12 protein-coding genes and 1 pseudogene are annotated in these 18137 nt (G+C 71.0%); 4 read left to right on the top strand and 9 right to left on the bottom strand.

The genetic code is table 11. The features are described from left to right. Window positions 1-151 precede the first annotated feature (151 nt). On the top strand, window positions 152-2203 hold the full coding sequence (locus tag JIX55_RS36305; RefSeq protein WP_257567457.1) for a glycoside hydrolase family 31 protein: 2052 nt from the start codon (window positions 152-154) through the stop codon (window positions 2201-2203). A 117-nt stretch (window positions 2204-2320) separates the two neighbouring features. Here JIX55_RS36305 and JIX55_RS36300 read toward each other — a convergent pair whose 3' ends face one another. Then, entirely contained in the window at window positions 2321-2728 is a 408-nt protein-coding gene (locus JIX55_RS36300; RefSeq protein ID WP_257567456.1) for a hypothetical protein, read from the bottom strand. Window positions 2729-3114: 386 nt separating this feature from the next. Here JIX55_RS36300 and JIX55_RS36295 point away from each other — a divergent pair, with 386 nt between their 5' ends. Together JIX55_RS36295 and JIX55_RS36290 are read left to right on the top strand one after the other, a co-directional pair. Then, entirely contained in the window at window positions 3115-4161 is a 1047-nt protein-coding gene (locus JIX55_RS36295) for an AI-2E family transporter (protein WP_306820132.1), read from the top strand. A 146-nt stretch (window positions 4162-4307) separates the two neighbouring features. Then, window positions 4308-5495, top strand: coding sequence for a sulfotransferase family protein (locus tag JIX55_RS36290; RefSeq protein WP_257567454.1), 1188 nt, complete (start codon window positions 4308-4310; stop codon window positions 5493-5495). Window positions 5496-5576: 81 nt separating this feature from the next. Here JIX55_RS36290 and JIX55_RS36285 read toward each other — a convergent pair whose 3' ends face one another. The 5 genes from JIX55_RS36285 to JIX55_RS36265 all read right to left on the bottom strand — a co-directional run bounded on the left by JIX55_RS36285 (window position 5577) and on the right by JIX55_RS36265 (window position 12352). Then, window positions 5577-8048: a CBM35 domain-containing protein gene (locus tag JIX55_RS36285; RefSeq protein ID WP_257567453.1), complete on the bottom strand. Its 2472-nt coding sequence runs from the start codon at window positions 8046-8048 to the stop codon at window positions 5577-5579. A gap of 88 nt (window positions 8049-8136) precedes the next feature. After that, window positions 8137-8967, bottom strand: coding sequence for a carbohydrate ABC transporter permease (locus tag JIX55_RS36280; protein WP_257567452.1), 831 nt, complete (start codon window positions 8965-8967; stop codon window positions 8137-8139). Beyond that, window positions 8964-9887 carry a carbohydrate ABC transporter permease gene (locus JIX55_RS36275; protein ID WP_257569600.1) on the bottom strand — a complete coding sequence of 308 codons (924 nt, stop codon included), beginning with the start codon at window positions 9885-9887 and terminating at the stop codon, window positions 8964-8966. Before JIX55_RS36275 ends, JIX55_RS36280 begins: the two co-directional genes overlap by 4 nt. A gap of 25 nt (window positions 9888-9912) precedes the next feature. Beyond that, a complete protein-coding gene (locus JIX55_RS36270) occupies window positions 9913-11241 on the bottom strand; it encodes an ABC transporter substrate-binding protein (RefSeq protein ID WP_257567451.1) in 1329 nt (442 codons plus the stop codon). 70 nt (window positions 11242-11311) lie between these two features. Beyond that, window positions 11312-12352, bottom strand: coding sequence for a LacI family DNA-binding transcriptional regulator (locus JIX55_RS36265; protein ID WP_257567450.1), 1041 nt, complete (start codon window positions 12350-12352; stop codon window positions 11312-11314). Between the two features lie 153 nt (window positions 12353-12505). On the opposite strand from JIX55_RS36265, the gene JIX55_RS36260 reads away from it, so the two are divergent. Beyond that, on the top strand, window positions 12506-14659 hold the full coding sequence (locus JIX55_RS36260) for a glycoside hydrolase family 36 protein (RefSeq protein ID WP_257569599.1): 2154 nt from the start codon (window positions 12506-12508) through the stop codon (window positions 14657-14659). An 80-nt stretch (window positions 14660-14739) separates the two neighbouring features. On the opposite strand, the gene JIX55_RS36255 is transcribed toward JIX55_RS36260, so the two are convergent. The 3 genes and pseudogenes from JIX55_RS36255 to JIX55_RS36245 form a co-directional block, all read right to left on the bottom strand. Beyond that, window positions 14740-15465, bottom strand: coding sequence for a glycoside hydrolase family 12 protein (locus JIX55_RS36255; RefSeq protein WP_257567449.1), 726 nt, complete (start codon window positions 15463-15465; stop codon window positions 14740-14742). Between the two features lie 42 nt (window positions 15466-15507). After that, window positions 15508-17853: a glycoside hydrolase family 95 protein gene (locus JIX55_RS36250; RefSeq protein WP_257567448.1), complete on the bottom strand. Its 2346-nt coding sequence runs from the start codon at window positions 17851-17853 to the stop codon at window positions 15508-15510. After that, window positions 17850-18137, bottom strand: a pseudogene (locus JIX55_RS36245) (Beta-galactosidase C-terminal domain); the annotation flags it as partial. The gene JIX55_RS36250 and the pseudogene JIX55_RS36245, both read right to left, overlap by 4 nt.

Raw genomic sequence — 18137 nt, 5'->3', positions numbered from 1 at the left:
CCGGTGGGCGGTGCCGCGCCGCCGCCTAACGGATGCCGGGGGCTCGCCTTCCCGATCCGCCCTGCCCCCGCCTTCCTCCACCCCCACCACCGTCCGGCCCACCGGAGCCGAGCCGGGCGTGCCGCCACTCCTTCCTTCCAGGAGCCGTCCCGTGAATCAGCCTGCCGAGAACCAGACACCGACGGGTGAGGTCAGCCTCGCCCAGTCCTCCCCCACCGTCGGCACGTTCCGTGAGCGGGACGGCGCCCTGGAATGGAGCGGACGTCAGGAGACCCTGCGGATCGAGCCCTGGGGCCCGGACGCGGTCCGGGTCCGCGCCCGCCTGGGCGGCCCGGTCCTCGACGGACTGCCGGGCGCCCTCCTCGACGAGCCGGAGAGCACCGAGAGCAGCGTCAAGATCGAGGACGGGACGGGGCGGCTGACTGTCGGCGCGCTCACCGTCGAGGTCAACGCCGAGGGTCTGATCCGCTACACGCGCACCGCCGACGGCCACGAGCTGCTGTCGGAGGCGCGCGCCCACTTCTGGTGGCCCGGCTCGCGCCTCTACACCGCCGTCGGCAACGGCTACCACCGTCTGGAGCAGCGCTTCGCCGCGTACGACGACGAGAAGCTGTACGGCCTCGGGCAGCACCAGCACGGGCGGCTCGACCAGAAGGGCCTGGTCCTCGACCTGGTCCAGCGCAACGCCGAGGTCGGCATCCCGGTGCTCACCTCCAGCCGCGGCTACACCCTGCTGTGGAACAACCCGGCGATCGGCCGCGTCGAGCTGGCCGGCAACGGCACCCGCTGGGTCGCGGACTCGGCCCGGCAGATCGACTACTGGATCACCGCGGGCGACCCGGCCGACGCACAGCGCCGCTACAGCGCGGCGACGGGCCGTACGCCGATGCTGCCGGAGTGGGCGGCCGGCTTCTGGCAGTGCAAGCTGCGCTACCGCACGCAGGACGAACTCCTCGCCGTGGCACGGGAGTACAAGCGGCGGGGCCTGCCCATCGACGTCATCGTCTGCGACTTCTTCCACTGGACGCACCTCGGCGACTGGAAGTTCGACCTCGCCGAGTGGCCCGACCCGGCTGCCATGGTCCGTGAGCTGGAGGAGCTGGGCATCAAGCTGGTGGTGTCCGTGTGGCCGTCGGTCTCGCCGCTGAGCGAGAACCACCACCTCATGGAGCAGCGCGGCTACTTCATCGGCACGCAGTACGGCCCGATGGCGCACGCCGACTGGCCGGACAAGGAGGTCGCGTCGACGGTCCAGGTGGCCTTCTACGACGCGACGAACCCTCAGGCGCGCGAGTTCGTGTGGTCGCGCGTGAAGGAGAACTATCTGGAGCCGTACGGCATCAAGGCGTTCTGGCTGGACGCCTGCGAGCCCGAGATCAAGCCGGGCTTCCAGGAGAACCTGCGCTACTGGGCGGGACCCGGCCTGGAGGTCGGCAACATCTATCCGGCCGAGAGCGCGCGCACCTTCTACGAGGGGCTGAAGGCGACCGGCGAGGAGGAGATCGTCTCCCTCAACCGTTCGGCGTGGGCGGGCAGTCAGCGGTACGGCGCCGCCCTGTGGTCCGGTGACATCGGCACCGACTTCACGGCTTTGCGCCAGCAGATCGCGGCGGGCCTCAACACGGCGTTGTCCGGCATCCCCTGGTGGAACACCGACATCGGCGGCTTCCACGGGGGCAACCCCGACGATCCGGCGTACCGCGAGGTGATGGTCCGCTGGTTCCAGTTCGGCGCGTTCTCCCCGTTGATGCGGCTGCACGGATTCCGGGAGCCCGGAATGCCGTTGGGCCCCGCCATGACCGGTGGGCCCAACGAGGTCTGGTCGTACGGGGAGGAGGCCGGGGCGATCCTGGAGCGGTATCTGCGGCTGCGGGAGCGGTTGAAGCCGTACGTGCTTCAGGTCATGCGGGAGGCCCACGAGGAGGGGCTGCCGGTGATGCGGCCGCTGTTCCTGGAGTTCCCCGAGGACGAGCGGGCCTGGTCGGTCGACGACGCGTATCTGTTCGGGCGGGATGTGCTGGTGGCGCCGGTGTTGGAGGCGGGGGCGACTTCCTGGACGACGTATCTTCCGGCGGGGGCCCGGTGGGCCGATGCGTGGACCGGGCAGACGTATGAGGGTGGTGCGTCCGTGACCGTGGATGCCCCGCTGGAGCGGATTCCGGTGTTCCTGCGGGACGGGGTGTCGTTGCCGATCGCCGAGTAGGGGCCCGGCGGCGGGGGTTGGGCCGGCTCGGCGGCTACGAGGTGCCGCTGTCATGGCTGCCCGCCGTGGGGTTGGGCGGTCACGGTGGTCGGGGTGCGACCTCGGTCATCAGCAGGTTCAGTGGTCGAGGTCGGAGAGGGCCCGCAGGCGGACGTAGATCCGATTCGTGTCCAACTCCGCGTAGGCGCCGAGTTGTTCGACGATTCCCGCGGGAGAGCCGTGGGGTTCCTCCGGTGGGAGGCGGGACTGTTCGTACCGGGCGGCGAGGCGGACGGAGATTTCGTCCTCGCTGCGGCCGCAGGCTGTGCCCAGGCCGAGGGAGAGGGGCAGGGGCGGCCGGTCGGGGATGCGGGCGCGGGCCGCCTGTGCGCCGGCGTAGAGCTGGGCGCGCTGTTCGGGGCCGGTGAGGGGGAGGGTGAACTCGTCGGCGTAGCGGGCGGTGCAGTCGGGCGCCGACTCGGACACGGCGCCGGGCGTTCGCCGGCGGTCGCGCCGCTGGGTGTGATGAGTGTGGCGCTGTTCCATGGGCTGCTGGTGGTGGAGCGGCTGCTGCTTCCCCGGGTGCGGGAGACCACCTCGCGGCGGTGGCGCCTCCGCCGGGCGGACCGGCCCGATCGCCGTTCGCCGGCCGGGTCTACGCTATGGCGCCACGGCCATCCCATGATCCTCAGGGGTGTGCGCGATCTCTGAGTGAGTGGAGTTGACGGAGGATGAACAGCCGTACGGGAGACCCTCGCGCGACGCGCGGGGGACGGCCGGGCCGTCGGGGCGGGCCCGCGCGCAGACCCGTCCACCGGACACGTACGACGATACGCACCACCGGCGCGTACCTCGACGCGCCGAGGACGGTCGCCCCTCCGGAGGCGGGCGTCCCCCGCGGTTTCCTGCCGGGGCCCGCGCGGCACATCGCCGTGTGGAGCGCGCTCACGCTGCTGGTGACCGGTGTCGTGTCCGTGGGCGTGTGGATCTGCGTGACGTTCCAGACCGCGGTCACACCCGTGCTGATCGCGCTGCTCGGTACGGCGCTGCTCGGCCCGCTCCACCGGCGGCTGGTCGCGATGAGGTTCAACAAGTCCCTTGCCGCCGGGCTGACTTGTGCGGCCGTGATCGTGGTGATGGGCGGGGCCGCGTACATCGTGGTGGCCGCGCTGATCGACACCGGTGACCAGATCATCTCGTCGCTGCGGGACGCGGCGAAGTCGCTGAGCGACGAGTTCGGGCTGGCGGGGACGTCGGTGGACGACCTCGCGAAGAACGCGAAGGAACTGCTGTCGAAGTTCGGCGGCACCGCGGCCTCCGGGGTGCTCAGCGGGGTCAGCGCGGTCAGTGAGTTCGTCACGATGGCGATCCTGGCGATGCTGCTGATGTTCTTCTTCCTGCGGGACTCCGACAAGGCGGTCGCGTCCCTGCACTCGCTCGCGCCGCGCGGCAGCGGTGACACCCTGGAGGTGATGGCCCGGCGCGCGTTCCGGGCGATCGAGGGCTATATGCGGGGCACGACGCTCATCGCCTTCATCGACGCCGCCTGTATCGCCATCGGCCTGCTGATCCTCCAGGTGCCGGGCGCCGTCGGCCTCGGCGCGCTGGTGTTCGTCGGCGCGTACATCCCGTATCTCGGCGCGTTCCTGTCGGGCGCGGTGGCGATCCTCGTCGCGTTCGCGGACCGCGGCCTGGTGACGGCGCTGTGGGCGGTCGGTGTGGTCTTCGCGGTGCAGATCCTCGAAGGCAACGTGCTCCAGCCGATGATCCACAGCCGGACCGTGCAGATGCACCCGGCGGCGATCCTGCTGGCCCTCACGGCGGGCGCCTCCATCGCCGGCATCCTCGGCATGCTCCTCGCGGTGCCGCTCACCGCGGCGGCGTCCGGTGTGCTGTCGGAGCTGCGGGCCCGGTACGGGGACGGGGCGGGGACCACGGCGCCCCAGGGGACGACGGAGGTCGCCCGGGCGACAGCGTGATCACCGGCGGTCGTCCCACCCGGACGGCCGCCGGCGCCCGTCCCACCCGGGTGACCATCGGCCGCGTCGCCCGACCCGGGCGACCGCCCACCGCATCGCGCCCGGCCCTCGATCGCACCCGACCCCCCACCGAAGGGAAGTCCTCGATGTCCTCCGTCCCCCTGCCCCTCACACTGGCCAATCTGTTACTCCGGCCCACGCTCGGCTCCCGGCGCGACCCCGACAAGGTCTTCGAGCGGATCGTCGTCAAGGCCGGGCAGACGGAGGGGGACGAGGAGTTCACCGACGGCTTCCGGTTCCTGCTGCGGCACTGGGCGGGCGACGCGGACCTGACGCCGGTCGGCTGGCAGTCCGCACAGGCCCATCTGCGCAGGCATCTCACCAACCGGGCCCGGGTCCGGCAGCTCATCGCCGAGCACCCCGAGATCGAGCGGGAGCCCATCGAGAAGCCGGTGTTCGTGGTCGGCCTGCCGCGCACCGCCACCACGCTCACCCACGGCGTGCTGTCGATCTCGGACGAGCACCGCTGCCCGCTGCTGTGGGAGTTGTTCGCGCCCGACCTCTACGCGTCGCCCGCGCCGCGGAGGAAGGCGATCACGTCCACGCGCCGGTGGGTCAGCGGCCTCAACCTGTTCGCCCCGCGCTTCCAGGACATCCACCCCATGACCGCCGAGGGCCCCGAGGAGTGCACCTTCATCCTGCCGCACGCCCTGGTGCCCCTGTCGCAGGCCCGCATACCGGCGTACCAGACCTGGCACTTCGAGCGGGACTTCGTCCCGGACTACGGCTACCTCAAGCAGGTCTACCAGGTGCTCCAGTACGGCCGCCCGCGCCGCCGCTGGATGCTGAAGTCCCCCATGCACCTCGGAAACCTCGACGCACTGCGCGCCGTCTTCCCCGACGCCACGATCGTCTGGACCCACCGTGACCCGGCGACCGTCGTCGCGTCGTTCTGCAGCCTGGTCGAGCAGGGCATGATCGGCACCCTCAGCCCGCTCGACCTGCACGTCCTCGGCGCCCAGTGGCTCGAACTGCTGAGCCGCTCCATGGAGCGCGCGCTCGCGGCCCGGGCCGCCATCCCCCGCGAGACGCTGGTGGACGTCCCGTACTCCTGGCTCGGCTCCGACCCGGCCACGGGTGCCCCGAAGCTCTACGAGGCCGTCGGGGCCCGGTGGACCGACGCCGACGCCGCCCGGCTCCCCGGGATCGTGGCCCGCCCCAAGGGCAGCCGCCCCCACCGCTACGACCTGGCGCGCTACGGCCTGACCCGCGCCGACATCGAGTCCGCGTTCGCCGACTACAACGCACTGCGGGCCGAGGTCGACCGGAACTGACGGAACAGACCCCGGCCACCGGCGCGCACCGGTGGCCGAGGTCTCGTGTGCCGGCCGGCGACCCGGCCCCTCTCGACCGTCCTAGCCGACGACCCGGCCCACCTCGATCCGGTCGATGTCCGGCGCCCAGGCGCCCGCGTTGCCGAGGGTCACCTTGTTGGCACCCTTCTCCAGGTCGACGGGGACGCCCACCGTCCAGTAGTCGTCCCAGCTCCAGGTGTTCTTGAAGGTGACCTTGTGCGGCTCACCGTCCCCGACCGTGATGTCCGCCGTACGGGACATGATGTCGGTGTTGTAGGCGTGGCCGTTGTCGCGGCGGTCGTTGTGCGCGTAGTGGACGACCAGGACGTAGCGGCCGGTGGTGGGCGCGTTCACCGTGAACTCGGCGGTGCTGTCCGCGCTGTTGCCGAGCCAGCCGATGTGGGAACCGGCCGAGGCGTACGCCGAGTCGACCAGCCTGGCCCCGCCCGCGAGCGTGGCCGCGGCGCCCTCGTAGGAGAGCGTGCCGGTGGTCGATCCCGCACCCGTGACGTCGAGGGAGCGGACGGCGGTGTGCTTGGCGGTCACGGTGACGCGGTTGTTGCCCGCGACGAGGTACAGCCGCAGCGGGCGGTCCGGCACCGCCGCCACCGACTGGCCGTGCAGGGCGAGCCTCACCGGTGCCGACGCCCGGGGCACCACGCGGTAGTAGCCGTCTCGCGGGGCGTACACGTCGAAGACCGCCTTGTCACCGGAGCGCAGCACGAGCGCGCCGGTGCCGACACCGGCCGACGAGGAGTAGTCGTACGACGGCTTCCCGCTGATGTCGGCGAGCGTGGCCTCGTACGAGGCGGCGGGCTCGGCGGTGCGGGCGGTGAGGTCGATGCGGTCGAGGGTGACCTCGGCGTCGCCCTTGGCGAGGGTCAGCCGGTGGGTGCCCGCCGGGAGTCGGACGGTGAGGTCCTTCTTGGCGCGGTAGGTCCAGTTCTCGGTGGAGGGGTAGGTGACGGTGACCGGGTCGCCGCCGTCGACCGACAGCTTCTGGGTGGCCGGGGTCCCGGACTGGTTGCCGTACAGGATCGCCAGGTCGTACGTGCCGTCCTTCGGGACCGACACGGTGAAGTCGACCTTGCTGGTGGCCTGGTTGAGCGAGCCGACGTCCTTGGTGCCGGAGGCCGCGTAGCCGTTGGCGTTGCTGACCGTGCCCTGGGTGTAGACCTTGCCGTCGGTGATCGCGGCGTCCTCGGCCTCGTAGGAACCGGTCCAGGGGGTGGAGACGGCGGAGGGGGTGCCGGTGCCACCGGGGGTGAGGACGATGCGGTAGGCGGACATCTTGTGCAGGCCGCGCAGCGGGACGGTCACCGTGCCGCCCTCCGAGATCTTCACCTTCGTACGGGAGAGGACGCGCGGGGTCGCGTGCTGCCCCTCGTAGCCGGACCAGGCGGCCTCGGCGACGGTCGCGGTGACCGTGCGGCCGAAGAGGGAGCGGGGGACCTTCTGGACCACGACGTCCGTGTCGCCTGCGGAGCCGCCGAGCAGGACCTGGGCCTGGCGGCGGGAGGTGTCGAGGGAGGCGAGTCCCTGGAGGGTGTCGATGGTGTTGGCCTGCGGCGGGGTCACCTTGACGGTGTCGCCGGTGAGTCCCGCGTACCAGCGGAAGAGCCACCAGCCGCCGTTGGGGATGTTGGAGCGGACGACGTTGCCGTCCATGTTGCCGGCGGCGTCCCAGTAGGCCTGGTTGGCGTACACCTTGTTCCGCTCGAACATCGAGACCCACTGGACGAGTTGGCCGGGGACGGAGAGGTCACGGCGGTTGGCGTACTCGTCGATGTTGATCTTCAGGGGGGCTATGCCCGCTTCCCGCTCCAGGGCGCGGTAGTCGTCGTAGTGCCCCTGGAAGTCCCGCAGCGAGCCGGAGCCCAGCTCGTGCCAGGTCATCACCTGGGGCAGGACGTTCTCGCGCTTGGCGAAGGCGAGGAAGTCCCTCAACAGGCGTGTGTGATAGCCGGCTTCGTTGGGGCCGGCGATCCGCGCGTCGGGGTCGACGGCCCGGATGCGCTCGTACACCGTCTTCCAGTCCCTGAAGAACCGGTCGCGGTTGGCCTCGTACTGCGCCTGGTCGGAGACGTCCAGCTTGTACCAGATCTGGTCGGGCTCGTTGAACGGGATGTAGACGAAACGGTCGCTGTTCGGGTCGGCCGATACCTCCTTGACGATCTTGTCGACCTTGGGGAGGTAGTCGTCGATGCCGAGGTCCTCGTAGGGCCACTTGGCGTAGATGTCCTGCATCATCACGTTGATCTCGCCGCCGCCGTTGCGGAAGAACGACTTGGAGACGGTCAGCGCGTCGCCGTTGGGGTGCTGGGCACCGCCCTCCGGCTTCTGCGAGATGCTGGTGATCTTCAGGGGGGCGAGGGCCGCGTCACTGGGCACCCCGTCGTCGCTGAGCCCGTACAGCGCGCCGTTGGCGCCGCGCATCACCGGGCCCTCGGAGGCGGAGAGGTCGACGGTGAGGCGCTGTGGGTCGGCGGCAGCCGCCGCCGACGATCCGGTGGCGGGGAGGGTGCCTGCCATGGCGGTGACTCCAAGTAGTGCTGTGATCAGGGCGGTTCTCGAACGGGATCTCGTACCGGGGTGGGGGCTCACTCTGTTGGACCTCCAGTCATTTGACGGCTCCACTGGTGATTCCGGACACGATCTTTCGCTGGCCGACGAGGAAGACGGCGACCATCGGCAGGCTCATCACCACGACGTACGCGAAGACGAGATGCCAGTTGTTGAGGTAGAGCTGGGCGCTCGCGACCTTGTAGAGGTTGAGCGGGAGGGTGGCCCGGTCGCCGCCGCCGAGGACGAAGAAGGCGTAGAAGATGTCGCTCCAGGCGTAGAGCATCACCATGATCGTCGCGGTGGCGATGACCGGCCGGAGGAGCGGAAGGACGATCCGCGCGAAGATCCGGAACGGTTTCGCCCCGTCGATCCGGGCCGCTTCCTCCAGTTCCATGGGGATGGCACGGATGAAGCCCGTCATGAAGAAGATCGACGTGGAGAGGTACATCCCGGTGTAGACGGCGATCATTCCGGGACGGGTGCCCGCCAGCCCGAGCTGCCGCAGCTCCATCACGATGGTGATGACGGCCGGCGGCAGCAGCAGTCCGCTGATGCACAGCGCGTACGCCGCCGAGACCAGCTTGGACTTGCGGCGCGCGAAGACCCAGGCGGCGCCCGCGCCGAGGATCAGCACGAGGACCACCGAAGGGACCACGACCAGCAGGGAGTTGAGGAGGCCGCGCAGCATCTCGCCCTGGCCGACGGCGTCCTCGTAGTTGGTCCCGGGCTGCCAGTGCTCCGGCGGGTCCAGGTTCGGCTCGATGGCCTCCGCCTGCGGCTTGGCGGAGGTGACGAGGACCAGCCAGAGGGGGACGCCGACGGCGAGCCCGGCGATGAGCAGGACGAGGGCCGGGCGGCCGTACCGCCAGACCACGGACGGGCTCACAGCAGCTGCTCCCTTCGCCGCAACCCGATGACCAGCGGAATCGCGACGGCGACCACCACCAGGAAGAGCACGAGACTCATCGCCGACGCCTGTGCGTACAGGCCCTGTCCGAAGATCCGGAACATGTAGATGTTGAAGACCTCCGTGGAGGCCGCGGGCCCGCCGCCGGTCGTGGCCTGCACGATGTCGAAGGTGTTCATCGAGCCGATGAGCGCCGTGGTGACGTTGAAGGTGAGGGCCGGCGCGAGCATCGGCCAGCGCACCGACCAGAAGGCCCGCCAGGGCCCGGCCCCGTCCATCCGCGCGGCCTCCAGCATGTCGCCGGGGATGCCCTTGAGCCCCGCCAGATAGATCAGCATCGACAGGCCCATCCACTTCCAGCCGTGGATGAGGGTGACGACGACGAGCGTCCAGGTCGTCGAGCCCAGCCACGGAACGTCCGTGCCCAGCACGGAGTTGACCGCACCGTCCTGGTCGAGGAGCGCCTGGAAGACGTACCCCGTGGCGAGGGCCGAGATGAGCACCGGCAGGAAGAAGACGGCACGGAAGAAGCGGTTGAAGCGGGTGTCGTCCTCCAGCAGGAGGGCCAGCACCAGCCCGAAGCCGTTCTGGAAGACCGCCGCGAGCAGCGCGTACAGCAGGGTCGTGCGGATCGCGCGGACGAGGGTGCCGTCGTCGGCGATGGTCGTGAAGTTGTCGAGGCCGGTGAAGGCGATGTCCGGGTGGTACGAGGACCAGTTGGTGAACGGGTAGTAGAAGTTGAGCAGGTTGGGCACCAGGAAGAAGCCCGCGAAGACGATGATCGCGGGGAGCGCGAACCACCAGGGATGGTGCACGGCGGCCCGGGGCAGCCGCCCCACTCGCCGGGGTTCGCGTCTCGTGGGTGCCTGTTCACGGGTACGTATGGCCGTGTCCGCCATCGACAAGCCCTGCCTCTCCCTCCGGCTAGAAACCGGGCGCGCCCTGGGCCTTCGCCACCTGTGCGAACTGGTCCTGGATGGCCTGGGCGACCTGCTGCGGGCTCTTCTTGTCGAAGAGCATGTCGGCGAGGTACAGGTGCGTGTCCGGAGCGACGATCGCCTTGGCCTGGAAGACGCCGATGGCGGTGGGCAGCGCCGCGACCTGGTCCTTCGACGTCTCCGGGAGCCCGTCCGGGGTGGGCACGGAGGGCTGCACCGACGGGATCTTCATCGCCTTGATGTAGTCGGCGTAGTCGGGGCCGAGCCAGAAGGCGAGGAACTGCCGGGCCGCGTTCTGCCGCTTGTCGTCACCGGTCTTGAAGGCGACCACGCCGTTGGTCTGGTCGGGCGAATACAGGCCGGTGGCGCCGGAGTTGGCGATCGGGAACCAGCCGATCCTCTCGTCGATCTCCGCGGTGGAGTACTTGGCCTGCAACTGGCTCTGGAAGGAGGTGACGTTGAGGACCATGCCCGCCTCGCCCTTCCACAGCGCGTCGGCCTGCCCGGTGAAGGTGCCCGTCCTGTAGTTCTTCTGGGCGAGCCCGGCGTCGAGCAGCTTCTCCTTGTACTTCTTGATCGCGCCGACGACGACCGGGTCGGTCCACTTCTCCTTGTTCTCGTTCAGGTCGGCCCACCACTGCTTGTCGAGGTCGGTGAGCTGCACCTGCATCTGCCACTGGAGGGGCCACTTGTCGCCGCCGGCCTCGTAGAAGGCGGCCGCGTCGGTCTTGTCGGTGACGGTGTGCCCGAGGGCGAGCAGTTCGTCGTAGGACTTCGGGAAGTCCTTCTCGCTCAGCCCGGCGGCCTTGAAGACGTCCTTGTTGTAGTAGACGCCGAGCATGGCCGGGCTGGTGACGATCGCCGCGTACCGCTTGCCGTCGATGATGCCGAGCGACTTCTCGGTGTCGCCGAGCTTGGACTCCCACGGCTCCCCGTCGAGGGGGAGGAGGTTCTGCTGCGGCTGGATGAAGGGGAGGGTGGAGATGGACGGCTGCCAGAACATCAGGTCCGGCCGGTCGCCGGAGGCGAGCCTGGTCGGCACGTTCTGCTCGTAGAGATCCGGGACCGCCTGGGTGTTCACCTCGGCGCCGGTGGCCTTCTCGAAGGCGTCGATGACCTGCTTGGGCGCGTTCACCGTGTTCTGCGCGGTCCACATGGTCAGCTGCACGCCGTCGAGGCGGGCGGTGGGGTCGACGGCCGTCTGCTTCGTGTCCGTGTCGGCGCCGGAGGTTCCCGCCGTGGGATCGCTGCACGCGGTGGCGGCCAGGCCTAGGGCGCATATGAGGGCCAGCGTCGGGAGAGCTCTTGTCTTCATCGCGTGCCTTTCGCGAACAGGTGGTTCAGGACAGGGCAGGATGCGGAACAGCTGTGTGCGTACGGGGTGTTCACGTCTTGGCGGGCGGCGGCCCCGAGCTCTCCCGCACCACCAGCTCCGGTACGGACACCGGGTGCGGGGCGATCTGCGCGGACTCCTCCACGACCGCGTGCAGCAGGGCGAAGGCGGCCCGCCCGAGGCCGGTGAAGTCCAGGCGTACGGTCGTCAGGGACGGGGTCAGATAGGCGGAGTGCGGGGCGTCGTCGAACCCGGCGACGCTCACCTCTCCGGGCACGGACCGCCCGGCCTCGTGCAGCGCGCGCAGGACGCCGAGCGCGAGGTCGTCGTTGCCGCAGAGGATCGCGGTCACGGCCGGGTCCGCCGCCAGCTTCACCCCGGCCGCGTGGCCACCGGCCGGGCTCCAACTCCCCTGCACCGGACGGGGTTCGGGCGCGCCGGCCTCGCGCAGTGCCTGTCGCCAGCCGGTGGTACGGGCGGCGCTGGTCCGCCGCGTGCTGGACGGGATCGCCACGTAGTGCACGGTCTCGTGGCCGAGGGAGAGCAGATGGCGGGTCGCCTCGTAGGCGGCCTCGCGGTCGTCGGTCCACACCCAGGGGCGGTCGCCGCCGGGCGGACTGGCCGGGGTCTCGACGACACCCACGACCGGCAGTTCGGCGGGCACGGCACCGAGCGCCCGGACACCGGCCGGATCGTAGGCGATCACGATCAGCCCGCCGCCCGCGTCCGCCGCCCGCTGCACCTCGGCGGCGACAGCGGTCTCGTCCGCGGATTCGAGGACGCCGATCCCGACCGCGTACGACGCCGCGCGTGCCGCCTCCTCGATGCCCTGGAGGATCGAGGCGTAGCCGTAGTGCGTGGTGTTGGCGGTGAGCACGGTCACGGCCCGGCTGCGGCCGCTGGCCAGCGCGAGCGCGGTGGCGTTCCGCCGGAACCCGAGCTCGTCGATGGCCGCCAGCACCCGCTCCCGCGTCGTGTGCTTGACGCTGGGGTGGCCGTTGATCACCCGGGAAACGGTCTGGTAGGAGACCCCGGCGGCGGTCGCGACGTCCCGGATGCTCGCCGGGCGCCTTGTGTGACCGGTCACATTCATGCCAGGATTGTGACCGGTCACACAGAGGGCGTCAAGAGAACGTAACGAGGGATTCACGCGGGCGCCTCCGACGGTGGAGCGCGCAACCGACGGGACGGCTCAGGAGGGGAAGCGACCTTGGACTCGGGCGCAAGCGACTTCGGCGGAAGCGACCTGACGGACAGCTCCACCGGCCCCAACCACCCGGAGACGGCCTTCACCTGGGGGCACCCGGCGATCGAGACCGCGTTCGCGACGGCCGCGGACGGAACGCTGCGGCTGGTCCGGCTCGGCCCCTCCAGTGATACGGCCGACCCTGAAGCCGCGCTTCCGCTCGTCGAGTTGACCGCTTTCGGGCACGGCAGCGGGTGGTCCGGGCCGCGCTTCACCGGTACGGCCTTCGGGGCGCGGCTCGCGTACCGGGGTCACCGCCGCGACAGTCGCGGCGGCTGGGAACGGCTGACGGTCGAACTCCACGATCCCGCGACCGGGTTGACCGCCTTCGTCGAGCTGTCCTCCCCCGCCGGCGTGGCCGTCCTCCGCTCCCGGGTGCGGCTCCGCAACGACGGCACGGAACCCGTCGTCGTCCAGTCCGTCAGCAGCCTCCTCCTCGGCGGGCTCCCCTCCCCCGACGCCCTCGACGTGCACCGGGCCCGCAACGACTGGCTCGCGGAGTGCCGTTGGTACACCGAGCCGCTGCGCGACACGGTCGCCGACATCAGCGTGGACGTCCATCAGCACGACAGCCGGGCCGCGCTCGCCCTTACCGGGCGGGGCAGCTGGCCGAGCGACGGGCATCTGCCGATGGGGGCGCTCACGGAACGGGGTGGGCAGGGGGACCTGGGCCGCGCGTGGGTCTGGCAGGTGGAGTCGCCCGCCGGATGGCGATGGGACCTGGGGGAACGCGCGCACGGCACCTACCTGGCCGTGAACGGCCCGACCGACGCCGAGCACCAGTGGCGGGTACGGCTGGCGCCGGGCGAGGAGTCGACGACCGTGCCGGCGGCGCTGGCGCTCGGGGCCGGGCTCGACGAGGCGCTGGCCGCCCTGACCTCGTACCGCCGGGCCGTCCGCCGCCCGCACCCCGACCACGTCACGCTCCCCGTCGTCTTCAACGACTACATGAACACGCTGATGGGCGACCCGACGACCGAGAAGCTGCTGCCGCTGATCGACGCGGCGGCGGAGGCCGGCGCGGAGTACTTCTGTGTCGACTCCGGCTGGTACGACGATTCGGTGGACGGCGGCTGGTGGGACGGCGTCGGCGAGTGGCTGCCGTCGCCGCGCCGCTTCCCCGACGGCGGTATCCAGGCCGTCCTGGACCGGATCCGGGAGCGCGGCATGGTGCCCGGTCTGTGGCTGGAGCCGGAGGTCGTCGGCGTCCGCAGCCCGGTCGCGGCCGCACTCCCGCCGGAGGCCTTCTTCCAGCGCGACGGCGTCCGGCTGAGCGAACAGGGCCGCCACCAGCTCGACCTGCGCCACCCGGCCGCCCGCGCGCACCTCGACAAGACGGTGGACCGTCTCGTCGGCGACTGGGGCGTGGGCTACCTCAAGCTCGACTACAACATCGTGGTCGACCCCGGCACCAGCGCCCCTGGCGACCTCTCCCCCGGCGCCGGCCTCCTCGGCCACGCCCACGCCTTCCTGGACTGGCTCTCCGACGTCCTGGACCGCCACCCCCGGCTGGTGATCGAGAACTGCGCCTCCGGCGGCATGCGCATGGACGGCGCCACCCTGGCCGTCGCCCAACTCCAGTCCACCAGCGACCAACAGGACCCCCTCCGCTACCCCCCGATCGCCGCCGCCGCACCCACGGCGGTACCGCCGGAACAGGGCGCCGTCTGGGCCTATCCCCAGCCCGACCACGACGACGACCTGATCACCTTCACCCTCGGCGGGGCGCTCCTGGGCCGCATCCACCTCTCCGGCCATCTCGACCGCATGACGGAGCGTCAACTCCGGCTCGTGCGGGACGCGGTGGACACGTACAAGTCGATCCGCGGCGATCTGGCCCGTGCGGTGCCGTTCTGGCCGCTCGGCCTGCCGGGGTGGACGGACGAGTGGCCGGCGCTGGGGCTGAGGGTGCCGGGCGGGCCGTCGTACCTCTCGGTGTGGCGGCGCGGTGGCGACTCCGAAGTGACGCTCCCGGTAAGGCACTTGGCGGACCGAGGCGGCCCCGTCCGCACGGAGATCCTGCACCCGTCGGCCGTGCGGGCGGAGTCGGCGGCGGTCTGGGACCCGGCCACCGGCGAACTGCGGGTGTCGCTGCCGCGCACCCCCGGCGTGCTGCTGATCCGTCTGACGCCGGAGGCCCGGGCGGAGGCATAGGAAGAGCACGACCCGAGCCGGTGCCGCATGGGGGTACAGCACCGGCTCGGGCCTATATACGGCTCAACCGCCGTCAAACCTCAGCTGCTGCTGACGGTCAGGTTGTTGGTGGCGAAGTCCAGGCCGCCGGACGACGAGGTGACCTCGAAGCCGAACTGCACGTCGCCGATGGTCTCGTTGCCCATCCAGCCCTTGGTGTCCTTGATCCACTTCAGGATGGGGAGGATCTGGACGGTGCCGGAGTTGGAGTCGGAGGTCCGCAGGAACGAGAAGACCTCGTTCGCGCCGTTGCTGCCCTTGTAGACGGCCCAGGTGTGGCCGCCGAGCGTCACGTTGCCCTGCGAGGTGCCGAGCGGGCCGACGGCTCCGTTGTAGTTGACCCAGAGCATGATCTCGTAGTCGTAGTCCGTGTCCCAGATGTCGTACGACGTGTTGTACGCGCCGGACGACGGGACGGTGACGTTGTAGCTGCTGTTGAGCGAACCGAGCGAGGTGATCGTCTTGTTGATCACCTTCTTGGAGTTGGGGTACGACTTGATGCCGCCGGTGTTGGGGTGGTTGGCCCAAACGCCCCAGTTGGTTCCGGAGTTGGCCCAGATGCACTGGCTGCCGGCGCCGGAGCCCCAGATGTTGTTGTAGAGCGTGTAGCCGTTGAGGCTCGTGTTGCCCCACTGGTCGCAGGAGTTCCAGACGGCGGCCGAGGCGGGGGAGGCGGCGAGGCCGATGGTGGCGCCGAGCGCGAGGGCGGGGGCCAGCAGGGCCTTGCCGATGCGGCCCAGGGTGCGGGTGCGGGTGCGTGTTGCCATGGGGTGTCGTGTTCCTTCCATGGGTGGGGGGAATTGCGGGGGTTACCGCGCCTCCAAAGTGAGGACGCGGTCTTCTCCGGCGACGAGGTCGAGCGGCTCGGCGCCGGCGGAAGTCCGGAGTTCGACGCGGCGGTTCCGGGTGGGGCGGATCACCGCGGTCACGTCTTGGGGGCTCCAGGTGAGGTCGAGTTCGGCCCCGAACCTCGTGCGGACGCCTCGCAGCCGGCCCGTCGGACAGGCCGCCGGGAGCGCGGGCAGCAGTACCAGGCGGTCGGGGGTCGACTGCACGAGCATCTCGATCAGCACGGCGGGCAGGGTGTGCGCGGCGTCCGCGTTGTAGACGTCGCGCTTCGGGTAGTGCGCGCTCATCAGCGAGGCGTGGAAGAAGTCCCCGTCGAGGACCTGGCCGAGGGCGTGCGCGACCCGTTCGCCGTCGCGCAGCCGGGCCGCGACGAGGGCGTGGTGCAGATGGCCGTGGGCCGAGTCGTTCTCCGCGCCGCGCAGTTCGAGGGCGCGGTGGGCGGCCTCCGCGAGGTCCGGGGTGTCGTACGGGTTGATCTCCTCCAGGGGCCAGACGCCGTAGAGATGGCTCAGATGACGGTGGTCGTAGGTGTCGTCGAGGCCCGGCCAGGCCCATTCGGCGAGTGCACCGTCGGCGTTGACGCGGTGGGGCGGGAGCCGGGCGGCGAGCGCGCGCCAGCGGTCCGCCCGCTCGGGCCGGTCCGCGTGGTACTCGGCGGCGGTGAGCAGGGCGTGCCGGGCGGCCGACAGGTCCATGGCCGCGTTGATCGCACCCCAGCTCGCGTTCGCGGGACGGTTCTCGGGCGAGTAGGAGGGGACGACGACGATGTTTCCGTCGTCGTCCGTGCGGGTGAGGAAGTCCTCGTAGAACAGGGCGACTTCGGCGAGGGCGGAGGCCGTGCGCGGGTCGCGTTCGCCGCGGGTCTCGTCGTGGTCGACGAGCGGCTTCAGCAGCCAGTCCGCGCCCGCCGTCCACAGGTGCAGCGGGTACTCGCGGCTGAAGTGGTACGTCAGACCGGTCTCACCGTCGGAGTGGGGCGGGGCGACGACACCTCGGGCACCGAAGATCGAGCGGGCGTTGTCCCGCCAGTCGGCGAACTGACGGTGGATCAGGGAGGCGTTGGCCTCGGTGACTTCGGGCAGGGCCGCGGCCGCGGCGGAGGACGTCTGCAGATTGAGGTTGGCGTCGTTGGTGAACGCGCCCGCCCAGGCCGTGTTCCAGTCGCCGGTCCACAGGCCGACCAGCCGGGGCGGAAGCAGGCCGCTGGAGGAGAGGAGGTGGTAGCGGCCGGCGGCGAAGAGGCGTTCGAGGAGGGCGGGGCTGTGGGGGCGGCGGATGAGTTCGGAGCCGGGGAGGGAGCGTTCGGTGTCGTCGGCGTCGAGGGTGAGCGAGGCTCGGTTGTAGGCGGTCCGGTGGAGGTCCAGGTGACGCTCCAGGAGGTAGCTGTAGGGGGCGTGCTCCGGCAGCGGCTCCAAGAGGTCGCCGTAAGGGTCGTGCTCCGGCAGCGGCTCCAGGAGATCGCTGTGGGGGGCGTGCTCCGGCAGCGGCTTCAGGAGGTCGCTGTGGGGGTCGCGCTCCGGCAACAGCTTCAGGAGGCCCTGCCGTTCGGCCACCGTGTCCAGCTCGCCGGTGTGTCGCCGTACCCGGGTGAGCAGCAGCACCGACCGGGCCCGTTCCACCCGTACGCCGGGCGGGGTGAGGGTCGTACGGCCGCCGGTGACGACGACGAGCGTGGTGCCGGTGTACGCGCGGTCGCTGCCCGGGTAGCGGGCGCGCAGGCTCAGCGACGCGCCCTCGGGGGTGAGGACCGCGCCGTGACCGACCCTCAGATCGGTGGGCGCGCCCGGCAGCCGGTGGTCGAGGTCGATGTCCAGGGTGAGCCGGTGCCCCGTGACGCACTGGACGATCACGTCGTCCGCACGGGAGACGAAGACGCGGCTGCGCCAGCCGTCGCACTCCGCCTCGACGACGCCGGTGGTGAAGTCGACGCGGCGGCGGTAGCCGCGCCTGTCCCCGTCCGCCCGCCTCAGCCGCAGCTGGAAAGCGGGGTGGAAGGGCTGCACCCACTGCAACTCCCGCCCGTCCGTGAACCCCTCGGCGGCGGCCAGGTCTCCGGCGAGCAACCGGTCCTGGAGCGAGGCGAGTTCGCCGGCGAGGCGCGGCGGCCTGGCGGTCTCGCCGCCGTTGGGACGGACGAGGGTGTGGTGGTTGACGATGACGCGGTCGTCGTTCGGATCGCCGAACACCATGGCGCCGTGTCGGCCGTTGCCGGTCAGGAAGGCGTCCTCCCAGCGGGCTGCGGGGGCCGGTTCCCAAGTGCCGTGCCGCCGCGCGTGCGTGGTCGTGTCGCTCGGTTCCGTGATCATGATGTCAGCACCGCCACGCCGTACCGGCGGAGCGACGGCGATCCGGTGACGGTCGCGCCCGTCAGCAGGTCGCGGTGGGTGCCCGGTACGTCGACGGTGATCTCGTCGCGGCCGTGGTCGAGCACGAACAGCACCTCGCCGCGCCGTACCGCCTCGACCCCGTCGGGCAGCCCGTCAAGCGCCGGGCGCGCCCCGGCGTCGGTCGCCATCCGCGCCAACGGACCGCGCGGCTCGGCCGGTTCGGGCAGCGTGGAGACGTACCAGGCGCGCCCCTTCCGGACCAC

It is taken from the genome of Streptomyces sp. DSM 40750 (assembly GCF_024612035.1).
GTDB lineage: Bacteria > Actinomycetota > Actinomycetes > Streptomycetales > Streptomycetaceae > Streptomyces.
This window is presented reverse-complemented; position numbering and strand designations above follow the sequence as displayed.